The sequence below is a fragment of the Roseivirga echinicomitans genome (genome assembly GCF_001592935.1).
In the GTDB taxonomy this organism is placed as follows: domain Bacteria; phylum Bacteroidota; class Bacteroidia; order Cytophagales; family Cyclobacteriaceae; genus Roseivirga; species Roseivirga echinicomitans.
Map to the genome: position 1 here is coordinate 400,120 of NZ_LRDB01000023.1, position 16,270 is coordinate 416,389.

The window sequence follows — 16,270 nt, forward strand, 5'->3', positions numbered from 1 at the left end:
GGGAGCTCAATGAGCTCCCTTTTTATTCAATTATAATTTCTATTTCCTTTATTCTACGGTAACAGATTTAGCCAAGTTTCTAGGCTGATCCACATTACAGCCTCTCATAACCGCGATATGGTATGATAACAGTTGTAATGGAATTACAGCAATAAGTGGCATTAATGCATCACTAATGTGCGGTACTTCAATCACATAGTCAGCCATTTTAGGAATTTCTGTATCGCCTTCAGAAACAACTGCGATAACTTTACCTTTTCTCGCCTTTACTTCTTGAACGTTAGAAACAATTTTTTCATAGCTACTGTCCTTAGTGGCAATTACTACAACTGGCATTTCTTCGTCTATCAAAGCAATTGGCCCATGCTTCATTTCAGCTGCAGGGTAACCTTCAGCATGTATGTAAGAAATCTCCTTAAGTTTTAAGGCTCCCTCTAAGGCCACAGGGAAGTTAAACCCTCTTCCTAGGTACAAGAAGTTTCTGGCATCTTTAAACACCTTAGCGATCTCCTCAAGTTGGTCATTCAGCAATAAAGCCTTAGCCACTTTATCTGGCACTGATTCCAGTTCAAATAATAATGCTCTGTATTTACTTTCAGAAAGAGAACCTTTCTTTTCAGCAATCATCAAGGCCATCATTGTAAGTACTGAAATTTGAGCCGTAAATGCTTTGGTACTTGCCACTCCTATTTCTGGACCAGCATGCGTATACGAACCAGCATGTGTAGCCCGTGCAATCGAAGATCCCACCACGTTACAAACACCTATGATGGTAGCGCCTTTCGACTTAGCCAACTCAATAGCAGCCAATGTATCAGCCGTTTCGCCAGATTGAGAAATGGCAATAACTACATCCTTCTCATTTACGATCGGGTTTCTATATCTAAATTCAGATGCGTACTCTACTTCTACAGGAATTCGGCAGAACTCTTCAAATATGTATTCAGCCACCAATCCAGCATGCCATGATGTGCCGCAAGCAATAATCAGAATTCTCTCGGCATTGACCATTTTGGTCACGTAGTCAAAAATACCACCCAACACGAGCTTACCTTCCTTTGCCTGAAGCCGGCCTCTAAGACAGTCTCCTATTGATTTTGGCTGCTCAAAAATTTCCTTCAGCATAAAGTGATCATAACCCCCTTTTTCTATAGCCTCCAGCTGAATATCAATAGTCTGAACATACGGAGTCATTTCTACATCAGAAACACTCTTAATGGTTAAATGCCCATCTTTAATAATAGCAATTTCTTGATCTTCTAGGTACACTACTTCGTTCGTATACTCTATAATTGGTGTAGCATCTGAAGCAAGGAAAAATTCACCTTTACCCAAGCCAACCACTAATGGACTCCCTTTACGGGCAGCGATCAAAAGGTTTGGATCCTCCAGAGAAATAATAGCAATGGCATATGCCCCTACTACTTTATTAAGGGCTAATCGTACCGCCTCTGCAAGGCTAACTCCAGAGTTTAGATAAATGTCTTCAATAAAATTTATAAATACCTCTGAGTCTGTATCACTTTTAAAGTCAAACCCCTTTTTTATTAGATCAGTTTTAAGTGAAGAATAGTTTTCAATAATCCCGTTATGGATCATTGCCAGCTTGCCAGAGTTAGATACATGAGGGTGGGCATTCTTATCGTTGGGTTCTCCGTGGGTTGCCCAACGGGTATGTCCAATCCCTATATTGCTACTTACGTCCTTCCCCTTAACAAAATCATGAAGGTCAGCAACTTTCCCCTTTTTCTTGTAGACATTTAAGCCTCCATTCAATAAGGCCACTCCAGCACTATCATAACCTCTATATTCTAGACGCTGTAAACCCTTGATTATTACTGAATAAGCCTCTCTATGGCCTAAATAACCGACTATTCCGCACATATATAATTATTTTAACGAGATAAATATAAGAAGATGACTTCCCCTATTTAAGTTCAGAGTAGAAAACTTTAAGTTTAAAATCTTCAGGTCGAAATACCACATTCCCCAGTTCCCCATTAATAGATGAAGGTGCTATGAAAAATTGATTTCTTCTAAAGACATCAGAAAAATAATACCCTATAAATGAAGTGATCGACCCTGTATAGGTTTTTGAGTCCTCATCATAAAGAAGTGTTAAAGCTGTTCCGCTTCCGATTGGGTTTGACCCATCTTGTTGTATGGCTCTAAAATTTTCTCCATCTCTAATCACTCTATTCCCTGAATCTGTAAGCAATAATAAAAGTCTTGTAGGAGGCGTAACGCCATCAACGGGTTCATCAATAGGCCCTATAGAAACCTGAGCAGTATTGACGATTACATCAGGCTTTAGATTGGCGAATGTCTGTAATTCCGAAAGATTAATTTTAGTTACAATTCCAGCACCTGCCTGAATATAACGAAGTCCTGAGCTTGGTGAATATTCTTGATTAGTAGTTGCCATGCCCTCTAAAGCAGTACCCGAACGATCAAATTCAAGCCCATAATAATGAGTCAACTCACCAATTGTTATCTTATGAGTAGCAGGCACATTAACAGTACCGGTACTTGATACCTCACTGTAATAAAAATCGATCATTGAAGATTCCGGCTCCAAAACTATCCCAAATGCATTTGATGAGTTATCTTCAGTTTGAAATGCCAGCCCAGGAAAAGCTGACTCAAAAGCCTCTTGGGTTGCTACCTGTGGACTTCCATTTCTCATGAGTTCAAATAGCTCATTCGCAAAATCTATGTTCACATTTATTGTATAAACAGAATCAAGTTCATCAATCAGAATATTACCAGAAGCCACCAATTCATTTGAAATAGCAGTGCTATTGGTTGTAATATGTAGTGTGTCTTTTATTTGTTCAGATAAGAGGCTTACTTTAAGACGAGCCGTCTTAGCAAAGTCTTTATATAGGTACCCAAATTTTATGCTCAGCTTAACACTATCTAAAATAGCCTCTTCAGATATATCATTAAGGTCGTCAACATTAAGTTTCATTTGGGCATAACTGGTAGCCTTAACCTTTCCAAAATCCGGATCATCAATATTTCCAATAAACCCAACACCCAAGTTTGTAGATGAAATTGAATCTAACAAAACAACGGAAGAGCTAGTACCTACTGTCTCTACTGAAAACTCTACAGGTGAAATATCATCCGAACCAAACCCAAAATCTCCATTCTTCTCACAAGAAAACAAAAGAGTGAGGCCTAACATTAAGGCCCCAATGCTTTTAATCTTACCCAACAAGTTCATTATATAAATTATAGTAAGAGTCTAAGAAATTATCATCCTTTTCAATTGTATCTACTTTCTTAAGCTTTTCAATCTCAGCCACTAAATCATTCAAGCCTTCGTGACCTTCTTCTTCGGCTCTAATGACAGCATCTGCATATTCAGCACCTGTTTTAATAAACCCAGCAAAGTCAGCTGACTTTAAATTCTCCAGCATACTGTCATCAATGTCCATCATCTTCACCTTATCAAGCAAATCTGCATCGAATTGATGCGAGAATGCATTGTTATAGATTGTAAAGATTGATTTCGTATTCTGAAATATAGGATCGTTTTTATAAGTAGTCTTTAAATAAAGCGGAATCAGACTAGTCATCCAATCATTGCAATGAACGATATCAGGAGCCCAGCCTAACTTCTTCACTGTTTCAAGAACGCCTTTACAAAAGAAAATTGCCCTTTCGTCATTATCTGCATAAAAATTATTTTCCTTGTCAACGAAAACAGATTTTCTATGGAAATAGTCTTCATTGTCTATAAAATAGACTTGAAGTTTAGCATTTGGAATTGACGCCACCTTAATTACTAAAGGCTTTTCTTCATCACCCACAGAAATGTTGATACCTGAAAGTCTGACTACTTCATGTAGCCTGTTTTTTCTTTCGTTAATAAGTCCGAAACGAGGAACTAGAATCCTTATCTCCATACCTCTCTCCTGCATCGCTTGTGGAAGTTTTCTCACAAAATCAGCAACAGCGGAGGTTTCTAGAAACGGATTGATCTCACTCGCAACGTAAAGAATTCGAAATTTTGACATAATTAATGGAAATTTAATGACACCTTCATTTGGAAAATGAGCACAAAATTACTCCATTTTCCCGAAAAAACCTTGATTTATCTAAAAAAGCGTTGTTAATAAGCGTTAATTAGATTATCCTTCGCGATCAAATGAACACCTTCAAAAAAATAGAAGAGCTCCGTACCGAGCTTCTCAATCATCGTCTCAAAAACAAGAAAATTGGCCTAGTTCCAACAATGGGGGCATTACATCAAGGTCATATTTCGCTTATTGAAAAAGCAAAAGAGGAATCGGATGTAGTAGCCGTTTCTATCTTTGTTAACCCTACCCAATTCAATAACCCCGAAGACCTAGAAAAGTACCCTAGAAATATCGAGCGTGATTTAGATTTATTAAGCAAAGCTGGTTGTGACATTGTATTTACTCCCGATGTAAATGAAATGTACGGTAGTACCCATGACTTAAAAATCAATTTTGGAGTACTAGAAAATTCATTGGAGGGAAAGTTTAGACCTGGACATTTCAGTGGTGTTGGTCAAATCGTTTCTAAACTATTCAACATATTCCAACCCCATAATGCCTTCTTTGGTCAGAAAGACCTACAACAGTTTTTTGTCATTAAAAAACTGATCGACCAACTCTCATTCCCAATTGACCTGCACATGGTTCCTACAAAAAGAGAAATCAATGGTTTAGCCATGTCTTCTCGAAATGAACGACTTAGCCAAGAAGAAAGACTAGAAGCAGGCCTTATTTATAAAGCCCTTCAAGAATCCGCTGATGCGATCTTAAATAACACCCCCATAAACCATGTCATTGAGCAAACCAACGAACTATTCAAGCAAAATCAACGTTTGACTCTTGAATATTTCGAAGTAGTTGAAACTGATAATTTTACAGGAATTTCTACGGTTTCAGACCCAAGGAAAACAGCGCTTTGTATAGCCGCTGAAATTGGAAAAGTAAGGTTAATAGACAACTTACTTTTAAATTATTAGCTTTGCGGTCGCATTTTAAGAAGGTATGCAGATAGAGGTTTTTAAATCAAAAATTCACAGGGCAAAAGTAACACAAGCAGAGCTGCACTATGTTGGCAGTATCACGCTTGATGAACACTTAATGGAGGCCTCCGGAATCATTGAAAATGAGAAGGTTCAAATTGTAAACGTAAACAACGGTGAACGATTTGAAACTTATGTAATCAAAGGAGAAAAGGGCAGTGGCACAGTTTGCTTAAATGGCCCTGCGGCCCGAAGAGTACAGGTGGGCGATATCATTATTGTCGTTTCGTACGGGATAATGGATTACGAAGAAGCCAAAACCTTCAAACCCAAAATTGTTTTCCCTGACAAGAACAACAGGCTAGCTTAACGCTATTTTGAAAATCAGCCCAAAAGATATCCTCAAACTTATTCTGTCCCTTGGGATCACAGGATACATCTTGTATAACAGTTCAAAAACGACAGACTGGAATCAAATCTGGGAAGCCCTAAAAAACTTCAAATATGAATGGATTTTACTAAGCATTCTACTATCACTTTTTAGCCATGGTTTAAGGGCGTATAGATGGGCAATGCTCTTAGGCACCCAAGGCCCTCGACCAAGTACATGGACGGCATTCTTGGCAGTAATGGTGTGTTATTTAGGTAATATGGCTATTCCTAGACTGGGAGAAGTTGCTCGTTGTACTATTATGAAAGAAGAGAAAAATATCCCAATCCCCTTCTCATTTGGCACTGTAATTACAGACAGGCTTTTGGACTTGTTTATGCTTATGTTGCTGACCTTATTTTTACTTGCAACGCAGTTCAATTTGCTCAAATCGTACTTTATTCAAAAAGTAGATGACAAGTTGCCCTTTTTAACTATGATTTGGCCTTACTTAGCTTTGGCAGGAATACTAGGCTTCCTGTTCATTCTCTTTGTAATTAGAAAATCTAAAAAAGAGAGCAATCCAAAATCCATTTACTTTAAAATCAATCAAAAGGTGACAGAATTAATCTCAGGCATCAAAGCAATCAAGAAAGTCTCGAACCCTTTAAGTTTTTGGCTTTCTACCTTAGGTATTTGGCTATTGTACTTTGCTATGCTCTATGTTATATCCTTTGGTTATGCCCCTACTGCCGAACTGTCATTTATGGCAGGAATTGCGGTCTTAGTAATGGGAAGTCTTGGCATGGCCGCTCCAGTGAACAATGGAATTGGAGCCTATCAAGCTTTAGTGGCCAGTATTTTAGTCGTTTATGGTATCTCACATACAGATGGAATTGTTTTTGCTGTCGTATCTCATGGATCACAAGTAGTTTCAGTTATCTTATTTGGGTTTTTAAGCCTACTGATCCTTAACTTTAGAAAAAAGAAAAAGAGAATTGACACCAACTAAAAATAAAATATATAGCCCCAAAGTCTTAAAAGCGCTTATGCTTAAATGGAAAAGCCAAGGTGAAAAAGTAGTTTTCACCAATGGCTGTTTCGACATTCTTCATTTAGGACATATTGACTATTTAGAAAAAGCAAAATCTTTAGGCTCTAAACTAGTGGTTGGCCTCAATGATAACCCTTCGGTAAAAAGACTTAAGGGCGAAGAAAGACCAATCAATGATGAAAATGCAAGAGCTAGAATGCTAGCAGCCTTGGCTTTTGTGGATGGTGTAACGCTATTTTCAGAAGACACTCCAAAAGAGTTGATCACTTATTTAATTCCTGATATTCTGGTAAAAGGAAGCGACTATGATTTAAGCAACATTATTGGGGCAGATATCGTATTGGCGAACGGTGGAGAAGTAAAAACCATTGATTTAGTTGAAGGTTACTCAACAACAAATTTGATTCAAAAATTAAAATAATAAATTATGGGTATTGGATATATAGTACTAATTGTCGGGATCATGCTGGCAAGTTGGATGGTTCAAAACAGTCTCAAACAGAAGTTTAAAAAATATTCAAAAGTAGGGTTGAAAATTGGGCTTACCGGACGAGAAATTGCTGAATTAATGCTTCGTGACAACCAAATACACGATGTACGAGTAGTCTCTGTACAAGGCAGGTTAACTGACCACTACAACCCTGCAGACAAAACGGTAAACCTTAGCCCAGAAATATATGAAGGTCGTTCGGTAATCGCTGCAGCAGTAGCTGCTCACGAATGTGGTCACGCAGTGCAACATGCAAAGGCTTATGGCCCTTTGGAAATGCGTTCCGCATTGGTGCCAATCCAGAATGCCAGTGGTAGAATCATGAACATCATTTTTATGGCACTATTGGTTAGTTCATTCTTTCTAGGCTTAATGTCTTGGCAAGTGGCTTTACCAATCATTATAGGTTGTTACTTTATTTTCACTCTCTTTGCGTTTATTACCCTACCAGTAGAGTATGACGCTACTAAAAGGGCTTTAGCCTGGATCAACGATCGTAATATTGTCACCCCTGACGAACACGGAATTGCTGAGGATGCCTTGAACGCAGCCTCCAGAACATACCTTGTTGCCGCACTAGGCTCATTAGCCATGTTACTTTATTACGTACTGATGTTTGTGAATAACGACTAAACATTAAACTGAATTTATTACATTTGCTAACAAACGTTAGTTAAATACTAAAGCATGAATTTCGAATTAACCGAAGAACAATTAGCGGTCCAACAAGCCGCTAGAGAATTTGCACAAACTGAACTTCTGCCAGGAGTCATCGAGAGAGATGAAACCCAAACCTTCCCATTAGAACAGGTGAAGAAAATGGGAGAACTTGGTTTCTTAGGAATGATGGTAGACCCAAAGTACAATGGAGGTGGTATGGATACCATTTCTTATGTGCTGGCCATGGAAGAAATTTCTAAAATTGATGCTTCTGCCTCTGTTTGTATGTCGGTTAATAACAGTCTTGTTTGCTGGGGAATTGAAAAATATGGAACTGAGGAGCAAAAAGAGAAATACCTAAAGCCTTTAGCCACTGGTGAAAAAATTGGTGCGTTTTGTCTTTCTGAACCAGAAGCCGGTTCTGATGCAACATCCCAACAAACCACAGCCGAAGACAGAGGAGACCACTACCTATTGAACGGAACAAAAAACTGGATTACAAACGGAAATACCGCTTCGGTTTATCTAGTTGTAGCTCAAACTGACCGTGAAAAAGGACACAAGGGCATTAATTGCCTCATTGTTGAAAAAGGAATGGAGGGTTTTGTAGTCGGTAAAAAAGAAAACAAACTTGGCATTAGAGGTTCTGATACCCACTCCTTAATGTTTACCGATGTTAAAGTTCCAAAAGAAAACAGAATAGGTGACGATGGATTTGGTTTCAAATTCGCCATGTCAACATTGAATGGAGGTAGAATTGGAATTGCATCACAAGCCTTAGGAATTGCCTCAGGAGCCTATGAATTGGCTTTGGCTTACTCTAAGGAAAGAAAGGCATTTGGCAAACCTATTAGCCAGCACCAAGCCATTCAATTCAAATTGGCGGATATGGCTACAGAAATAGAAGCGGCTAGACTTTTATGCTTCAAAGCTGCTCATTTAAAAGATCAGAAAAAGGATTTTGGAAAAGCGGGTGCTATGGCCAAACTTTTCGCTTCTAAAGTAGCAATGGATACTACCATTGAAGCTGTACAAATTCATGGTGGCTATGGATATGTTAAAGAATACCACGTGGAAAGATTGATGAGAGATGCCAAAATCACTCAAATATATGAGGGCACCTCTGAGATTCAGAAGATAGTAATCTCCAGAGAACTACTCAAATAGTTAGAATTATCCTATTGAAATGACCATTGGCATAATAAATATTGCCAATGGTCATTTTTTTTTGATTCCTGTTAATTCTGTTTTACTTTTACAATGTGTAAGTGTATATAATTTTTAACAAGAACGTAAATGGAAGACTACAACAAAATCATTGAGTCGCTAGGAGTACGCTATATTAAGAGCAGAAACATGAAGATAGCGAAACCAGTTACTATTGAAAATCACTACGATGTAGAAAACACGATTTTCATAGTAAATAATGGGGACATATTCTTTGGTCCTGATCAAGAAAAGATTTCCGAAGGAGATATGCTTTTCATCCCTGGGGGAAAATCTACAGCAATTTCGTACAGCTCTTTAACAGCACCAGTTGTTTCTAGCGAAGACTTTATTGCGAACAAGAAGAAATACCTTCAAAACGCCTCTGATTCTGATATCAACGATTATGATGTTGATGGATTCAGTCAAGTAATGTTTGAAGCTAAAGTTTTTGATTCTGTGAATTTCTTTGCTTCATTAAACATCACTCCGTTTGCCATCCGTGGTAATGAAACAATTGCACAATTGATTCGAGTGATTATTGATGAGACGAACTCTACCAAACCTGGTAAAAACAGAATTATCAAAGTAAACACAGAGTATCTTTGTGTAGAAATCATTAGATACATCTTAGATAAGCGTCTTTTTGTTGAGCAATTGGTGACCAACAGCACTTACTTTAAGGATCCAAGGCTCATTGATATCTTTGCTTACATCAAGAATAACCTTGGCGGTGATCTTTCTAACAAAGTATTGGCTGGCGTTGCTGGCGTTTCTGAAGACTACGTTGGTCAGTATTTCAAAATGCTTACAGGAATCAATCCTCAGGATTACATTGAATACCAAAGAATGGAAGCTGCAGTTGATTTACTGCGTACTACCAAAAAGAGCATCCGTGATATCGGACGTGAGGTTGGCTACAAAGACACTGCTTACTTCTGTCGTAGGTTTAAAATGATGTTCGGTATTCCGGCAGGAAAAATGAGACGAAGAGAGAGTTTAATTAACGTTTAACTCCTGATTAAAACATTGGACTACATCAGAAACCTCAGCCAAAATGCTGAGGTTTTTTTGTACTGCATTGCCAATAACAATGATATCGGCACCCGCCTCAAGGGCCTCCTTTGCTTTCCTTGTTGTATTCAAGCCACCCCCTACGATCAAAGGAACTTCTATATTTCGCTTTACTGCCTTTATCATCTTGGAAGGAACTGGCTCCATTGCGCCACTACCGGCATCCATATAAATACATTGTAGGCCCAACATTTCACCAGCCATGGCGGTACTTACGGCCAAACTTGGTTTATCGTTCGGAATGGGTTGTGTATTGCTCATATAAGAAACACTAGTTGGCTTCCCTGAATGAATCAGCATATACCCCGTTGGGATAACCTCCAACTTACTTCTTTTAATCACGGGTGCTGCCACTACATGCTGCCCAATCAGTAACTCAGGGTTTCTACCAGAAATCAACGAGAGGAAAAGAATCGCATCAGCATCTGAATGGATGTGAATGGCATTGCCAGGAAACAACACGCAAGGAATATTACTTTGATGTTTTATTGACTCAATTACAGGAGCCAGATTATTTGTGGTTATTAGACTGCCTCCTACAAAAAAATAATCCACCCTATTTTCAATCGCAGTATGAATAACAGCCGTTAAACCATTCTCATTAATATCGTCTGGATCAATAAGCAGTGCAAGGGATTTTTTCCCATTACTTGCGCTTTGTTTAAATAAATTAAGAATCACTGTCTTCTTCTTTTTCTCCTAGTTCACTAAGAAAATCACCAAGTTTTTTTGCGGCCAAACCTAAAACAAAAACAATAGCTTGATGCTTTAAAGCTCTTACCACAGCAGACTCTTCTTTATGCTCACGTTCGACTACTTTTCTCAGTTTTACTTTCTTGTTCATTGAATGTTCTGGGAGTATTTCAATGATTTCACCTTCATCTATATCATCTTCATTCTTTTCTCCTCCAGAGGTGATAAGTGTAGTCAAGCCATAAGCAAGCAACAATGCACCTCCAACCCAAAGGGCTTTCTTTCCTGTGTCCTGAAAGTTATTTTTGATCGACTCGAACTGATCTTCCAGTAACTCCTTATACTTAGCGTTTGACTGCTCTAATTGTTCTTTTCTAGATTTCATAAGCCATCCTCTTCTTCACTTACTCCTTCAATTTCTATATTCTGTTTTCTTATAACAGTTTCAATAATAATCTTTCTTTTAAGAAAAAGTCCGATTGTGATTACGGCATAAAAGCCTCCTACGATAACAAAACCCCAAATATCGCTATCAAGTAGCTCATTAATGAGAAAAGCCAAAGCCAAAGTGAAGAACAATAATGCCATAAGTGCTCCTAAAGCCACCAACATCACTACCAGCATTTTTGCGATAAGCGCACTTATCTCTTCTTTGGCTTCTAGTTTCCATAGTTCAACCTTAGTTTCAATAAAGCCATTGAAAGCTTCAATTAGTCTATTAAAATCGAATAGTTTCAAACTCCCTGATTTAAGTTTCCAATTTAAGAAGAAGATAGGAACTATAAGGCAATAAGGCTTAAAATAGCTCCAACTCAACCCATCTTATAACAATCATCAAGTAGTCACTTTGTTTAAAATATATGAGTGAAAATTCAGTGGTAACTACAATGGAGGAATCGTAACACAAAAAAGCAAAGGCTAAAATGAAATTTCAAATTGAACCCTGAAAGTCACGAGGTTATCTCCGAGTGCTTTATCGCTATAAGACAAGTCACTTTGTAGTTTCAAGCTGTGACCAACGATATACCTAGAATAGCCAAGGGTGTATTGTGTTTCCTCTTTCAAGCTTGAGTAAGCCAAGTCATCTGAATTCACCTGAGTATAGCGGATGGCCCACTCCGACTTGTCGACCAAATAACCCGCCTGTAAATTGACGGCATTTCCTGTGGCGTATTTTAGCGTGGAGAAATCATCCAAGACTACAAACACCTGCTCAGATGATTGCTTATTAGCATATTCCCCCATAAATGAAAAACCTTTGTACTTGAAGTGAGTGTCAATAAATAAGGTAGAAAGGTCAGTAGAAAGCTGATTGCCATTTGACCCCTGAACAAAAGCTCCTAATTGACCTCGTTGTCTTGCTGCACCATCGTTATAGTCAAAAGCCACGCCTATGGCCAATTTTGGGCTTTTTTCTCGTTTCAAATCAGAACCGAAATAATCACCCCCGCCAGTAAATTCCCCAAAGGGCAAATACTCCAGCCTCAATGTATAATCGTAGCCACCAATATTATTGGTAGTAATATCACGCCCCTCTCCCATTGAAACCGACAATATTTGCTGGAAAACCGCCTGATTACCAATCTTAGATGAATGATGCAGTTGAATACCGATGTCTCTGTCTATGTTGAATCTTGAATTTAGGAGGCTTCTATCTACAAATTGCATTTTCTGAGATGAGATTACGCGCTCCCTATTTCCAGGCAACTTCGTTTGACCCGCCCAAAGACTCCAGTTTTCCCTGAATTGCCATTTCAATACAGCATCTAATATGATACGAGACGTATTACCGTGTTGATCCAAATCCCCCCCACTAATGTCTCTACTTGACAAACCAAGTTCCACTTTATAGCTTAAGCTAGGGTCATAAGCGAAGCCTTCAAACTTCAATCGAGCTCTTCTTATTAAGAATTGATCATTCCATTTATCAGTAACTACATTCAAAGATCCCTGATAGAGACTTTGAAACCTCAAGCCAAATTTCATTGAGAATGAAGAATCAGAAGCTACAAGTTGAATTCCTTTTCCAAAAGTATTGTTGCTCTCATCCTGTGAATAAGCAGACGAACCTATGGTGGAAAGGAATCCGATTAATAGAATAATTCTGCATATTGCGTACCTACATAAACCAAATAAACACATCATTCTAAATAATTTAAATTAAAATATCATTTCAATGTAAAGCAAACTTTACATTGAAAATCAAAATTTTTACTTTTACAACCCCTTACTCACACTTACCTTCGGAGTTCCCTTAACCGGCTCGTCTACATTTCTATTTAATGAAATCAGTAAAAAGGGCAACAGGAAAAACATAATAATAATATAGGCCAAACCTATCACTCTAAACTTAGCAATGGCATAACTGAACTCTTTGACGAAATGAACTAATAATTTTCTAAGAATTGGTAATGACATGAAAATAACCGCTCCACTTAAGTTGAATAGCAAATGAGCTATTGCAATTGTGGCTGCTGCCTCAGACCTAAAACCTGCAGCAATCAGTGCTGTCAAGGTAGTTCCAACGTTAGCTCCTATTATAAATGTAAAAGCATTTTTAAGCTTAATCTTGTCAGCTGCTGCCAGTGGCACTAAAATAGAAGTCGTTACTGAACTAGATTGAATTGCCGCAGTAAGCAAAACGCCCCAACTAAATGATTTAATAGGCTTTCCAAAGACAAAAGACTGAAGTCTATTTTTAGACTCTCCAATGATGGTCTTTTTAATGATCCAGGTCAGAAGCTTAATAGAAGCAAAAAGAAAGGCAAATGAGATAATTAAAATCAAAACACTGTTGTTTACCCAAAGCACAAACTGGCTTGTTAAACCACTGCCCAAAACCGCATCTCCGAGCGGTGAAGCTTCTGAGACACCTTTTCCGTAAATCAATTCGCTAAAATAGAATGAAACTCTTGAGAGAAACCCATAATAGTGCTCCAGAGGAAATAAAATCAGTACTAGAATGATATTGTAAAAATCGTGGATAGTGCCCACTGCCACCGCCCTTCTAAAAGCCCTTTTATTTGAAATAAATCCCAAAGCTACAATTGTACTCGTTAGTGTAGTACCTACATTCGCACCCATAATAATTGGCACTGCTTCTTCTAACGAAAGCGTCCCCGAGGCGACAAGCGCCACCACCATAGTACTCGTAGTTGAACTGCTTTGGATAATAGCTGTAACCAAAAGGCCCAAAAATAAACCAACGAAAGGATCTAGTGCGGTCGAGAGTAAATTCTCATTAATAAAACTTAGAGAGCCCGACAGCGCAGTAATCACTAAATCAATAGATACAAGGAAAAAAAATACCGCCAGTATGATAAGAGTTACCTTCGCAAGCATGGTAGAGAATATACTATCCTCAAAGGTAACTCCTTTCATATTGTTTAAAATTCCTGTTTCTTTAAAGTCTGTTGTAGAGTGCAAAGGTAATTATTAATTAGCTCAATGGCTTTTCACCAACATGAACCTATTGTTAAGTATGCTTGACAAGTATACTCTGCTTGGTAATGATTATTTAACATTAGCCTTATAAAAAGTATTTCTACTTTTACGGCTGAAAAACGAGTTTTAATAAAGTCGTCATCACAGTAAAATAACACAATGGATTACGGTATTTGGAATGTAATAGAACTTTTAGGCGCTCTTGGTTTCTTCATTTACGGAATGAAAGTCATGAGCGAAGGCATCCAAAAAGCTGCAGGAGACAATCTCAGGCGCATTTTAGGCACCATGACTTCCAATCGTTATACGGGAGTTCTTACTGGCTTTTTAATCACTGCCATAGTTCAGTCATCATCTGCCACCACGGTAATGACGGTGAGTTTTGTTAACGCAGGCTTAATTTCTTTAGTAGAATCGGCTGGTGTAATGATGGGAGCAAATATTGGAACTACCATTACTGGTTGGTTAGTTTCTTTAATTGGCTTCAAAATGAAAATTTCGGCTTTTGCGCTACCATTAATTGCAGTGGCCATGCCACTCATGTTCTCGAAAAAACCCAATCTAAAAAACTGGGCTGAGTTTATGATTGGATTCGCCCTTCTTTTCTTGGGCTTAGACGCGTTGAAAGCAGCTGTTCCTGAAATACAAAAGAGCCCTGAACTACTATCCTTTCTTACGCAATTCAATGACCCAGGAATACTTACTAGGCTATTGTTTGTTGGTGTTGGTACTATACTTACTATCGTTGTTCAATCATCCAGTGCAGCCATGGCTGTTACCATTGTGCTTTGTGCACAAGGATTACCCATAGAAATTGGAACAGCAATGATTTTGGGTGAAAATGTTGGAACAACCATTACTGCTGAATTAGCTGCTTTAGTAGGAAATGTGCATGCAAAACGCTCAGCCAAGATCCACTCTCTTTTCAACATTATTGGAGTAACGTGGATGGTGATTTTACTCCCATATGTATTGGATATGCTCCATTATATTTGGCCTGCCCCAGCTACTGGCGATCCGAATAAATTCACTTTGGCGCTCTTCCATACCACATTTAACTTTTTGAATGTTATGATCCTAATATGGTTTGTACCAGGTCTTGTAAACTTGGCTACGAGAATGGTTAAATCTAAAGGAGACGAAGATGAGGAGTTCTCGCTAACAAATATCAATTATGACGCTCCATTGACAGCAGAAGTTTCAATTCTCAGTGCTCAAAAGGAAAGCATCAAGTTTGCCGAAATAACCAAGCACATGTTTATTAGTCTTAAGGATCTTTTGAATGAGACAAAACAAGACAAACGAGATAAACTAAAAGCCAAAATATCTAAGCTTGAGGTTCGCACGGATGAGATTGAAGAAAGAATAGCCGATTATTTAGTGAGGGTTTCTGAACAACAATTGAGTGTTGAGTCTTCAATCAAAGTTAGATCAATACTGAGCATTGCGCATGACCTTGAAAGAGTGGCAGATATTATTCTTAGAATGTCGAAAGATATAGAAAGAGGAAACAAGCAAAAATCTGTATTCTCAGAAAAGCAAAACAAAAATATTGCAGAAATCTTCGCGCTGATTGACCTTTCCATCGATCAAATGATAGCCAACTTAAATGGTGTCTATGGTAAAGTTGATATCACTGGAGCCATTGAAACTGAAATGGCTATTAACACGCTCAAAACAAAAATGAGAAAGCAGCATTTAAAAAGTACCGAGAAAAAAGAGTATGATGTCCAAAGCGGAATCATATACAGAGATTTATTCTTTGCTGCTGAAAAGATTGGAGACCATGTCATCAACGTAAGTGAAGCTGTTCGTGGAGACTTCGGTAAGGATGACGAAGATATGTAAGCATAAGCTTCAATCACAATAAAGAAGGCATCTCATTGGATGCCTTCTTTATTTCTATTCGTGTACATACAAAAAGAAAGGGTACTGCCGTACGCAATACCCTAAGAGACTCAACTAAAATCAGACTACTATATGAAGTGTTAATCCCAACTAGTAATTCAAATTACAGTTTTTTCACTTCCAATATCAATACCCAGTTTAGGGTATTTTCCCTTCGAAAAAAGAAAAAAACAACTGATTGAGCCTCTAATTTTAAAGTAAATCTTATCTATCGACTCTGACCACATTCTCCGGTGCAGTATCGTAATAGAATTCAAGGTTCTTTAAAGCTAATTATCACAATAACCGACATATCTAGACTGTTTTATTCACCTCCATATTATCAGATACAATTCACTCACTTATAATGGTTCATTCCCAGGG

The 16,270-nt window shown here is 38.1% G+C and carries 16 protein-coding genes; 8 read left to right on the forward strand and 8 right to left on the reverse strand.

Annotation, left to right across the window (positions count from 1 at the left end):
• Nucleotides 1–48: 48 nt before the first annotated feature.
• The 3 genes from glmS to AWN68_RS13110 are packed head-to-tail and all read right to left on the reverse strand — an operon-like array spanning nt 49 to nt 4,025.
• Entirely contained in the window at nt 49–1,884 is a 1,836-nt protein-coding gene (gene glmS / locus AWN68_RS13100; RefSeq protein ID WP_068416405.1) for a glutamine--fructose-6-phosphate transaminase (isomerizing), read from the reverse strand.
• Between the two features lie 43 nt (nt 1,885–1,927).
• Nucleotides 1,928–3,220, reverse strand: a complete 1,293-nt coding sequence (locus AWN68_RS13105; protein ID WP_157716203.1) for a DUF4270 family protein — start codon at nt 3,218–3,220, stop codon at nt 1,928–1,930.
• Complete coding sequence (locus AWN68_RS13110; RefSeq protein WP_068416410.1) at nt 3,213–4,025, reverse strand: glycogen/starch synthase; 813 nt, start codon at nt 4,023–4,025, stop codon at nt 3,213–3,215. The genes AWN68_RS13105 and AWN68_RS13110 overlap by 8 nt, the downstream gene beginning before the upstream one ends.
• Before the next feature lie 131 nt (nt 4,026–4,156).
• Here AWN68_RS13110 and panC point away from each other — a divergent pair, with 131 nt between their 5' ends.
• The 7 genes from panC (at nt 4,157) to AWN68_RS13145 (ending at nt 9,802) form a co-directional block, all read left to right on the forward strand.
• Nucleotides 4,157–5,005, forward strand: coding sequence for a pantoate--beta-alanine ligase (gene panC, locus AWN68_RS13115; RefSeq protein WP_068416413.1), 849 nt, complete (start codon nt 4,157–4,159; stop codon nt 5,003–5,005).
• A gap of 25 nt (nt 5,006–5,030) precedes the next feature.
• Entirely contained in the window at nt 5,031–5,378 is a 348-nt protein-coding gene (panD, locus tag AWN68_RS13120; protein ID WP_068416415.1) for an aspartate 1-decarboxylase, read from the forward strand.
• 7 nt (nt 5,379–5,385) lie between these two features.
• Nucleotides 5,386–6,390 carry a lysylphosphatidylglycerol synthase transmembrane domain-containing protein gene (locus AWN68_RS13125; RefSeq protein WP_068416418.1) on the forward strand — a complete coding sequence of 335 codons (1,005 nt, stop codon included), beginning with the start codon at nt 5,386–5,388 and terminating at the stop codon, nt 6,388–6,390.
• Between the two features lie 37 nt (nt 6,391–6,427).
• Nucleotides 6,428–6,853, forward strand: coding sequence for a D-glycero-beta-D-manno-heptose 1-phosphate adenylyltransferase (gene rfaE2 / locus AWN68_RS13130; RefSeq protein WP_068416508.1), 426 nt, complete (start codon nt 6,428–6,430; stop codon nt 6,851–6,853).
• 6 nt (nt 6,854–6,859) lie between these two features.
• Nucleotides 6,860–7,555 carry a zinc metallopeptidase gene (locus AWN68_RS13135; protein WP_068416421.1) on the forward strand — a complete coding sequence of 232 codons (696 nt, stop codon included), beginning with the start codon at nt 6,860–6,862 and terminating at the stop codon, nt 7,553–7,555.
• A 54-nt stretch (nt 7,556–7,609) separates the two neighbouring features.
• Nucleotides 7,610–8,749, forward strand: coding sequence for an acyl-CoA dehydrogenase (locus AWN68_RS13140; RefSeq protein WP_068416424.1), 1,140 nt, complete (start codon nt 7,610–7,612; stop codon nt 8,747–8,749).
• Between the two features lie 129 nt (nt 8,750–8,878).
• Nucleotides 8,879–9,802 (forward strand): AraC family transcriptional regulator, encoded by a 924-nt coding sequence (locus AWN68_RS13145; protein ID WP_068416427.1) that lies wholly within the window; start codon nt 8,879–8,881, stop codon nt 9,800–9,802.
• Here the strand turns inward: AWN68_RS13145 and AWN68_RS13150 are convergent.
• The 5 genes from AWN68_RS13150 to AWN68_RS13170 all read right to left on the reverse strand — a co-directional run bounded on the left by AWN68_RS13150 (nt 9,788) and on the right by AWN68_RS13170 (nt 13,936).
• Nucleotides 9,788–10,543, reverse strand: coding sequence for a geranylgeranylglyceryl/heptaprenylglyceryl phosphate synthase (locus tag AWN68_RS13150; RefSeq protein ID WP_068416430.1), 756 nt, complete (start codon nt 10,541–10,543; stop codon nt 9,788–9,790). The two genes, AWN68_RS13145 and AWN68_RS13150, sit on opposite strands and share 15 nt — an antisense overlap.
• Nucleotides 10,533–10,940 carry a hypothetical protein gene (locus tag AWN68_RS13155; protein ID WP_068416433.1) on the reverse strand — a complete coding sequence of 136 codons (408 nt, stop codon included), beginning with the start codon at nt 10,938–10,940 and terminating at the stop codon, nt 10,533–10,535. The genes AWN68_RS13150 and AWN68_RS13155 overlap by 11 nt, the downstream gene beginning before the upstream one ends.
• Nucleotides 10,937–11,293, reverse strand: a complete 357-nt coding sequence (locus AWN68_RS13160; RefSeq protein ID WP_157716204.1) for a phage holin family protein — start codon at nt 11,291–11,293, stop codon at nt 10,937–10,939. Before AWN68_RS13160 ends, AWN68_RS13155 begins: the two co-directional genes overlap by 4 nt.
• A gap of 180 nt (nt 11,294–11,473) precedes the next feature.
• On the reverse strand, nt 11,474–12,700 hold the full coding sequence (locus tag AWN68_RS13165; protein ID WP_245658007.1) for a porin: 1,227 nt from the start codon (nt 12,698–12,700) through the stop codon (nt 11,474–11,476).
• Nucleotides 12,701–12,772: 72 nt separating this feature from the next.
• Nucleotides 12,773–13,936 carry a Na/Pi symporter gene (locus AWN68_RS13170; RefSeq protein WP_068416439.1) on the reverse strand — a complete coding sequence of 388 codons (1,164 nt, stop codon included), beginning with the start codon at nt 13,934–13,936 and terminating at the stop codon, nt 12,773–12,775.
• A 222-nt stretch (nt 13,937–14,158) separates the two neighbouring features.
• Here AWN68_RS13170 and AWN68_RS13175 point away from each other — a divergent pair, with 222 nt between their 5' ends.
• Nucleotides 14,159–15,847, forward strand: coding sequence for a Na/Pi cotransporter family protein (locus AWN68_RS13175; RefSeq protein WP_068416442.1), 1,689 nt, complete (start codon nt 14,159–14,161; stop codon nt 15,845–15,847).
• The last annotated feature ends 423 nt before the right edge of the window (nt 15,848–16,270 follow it).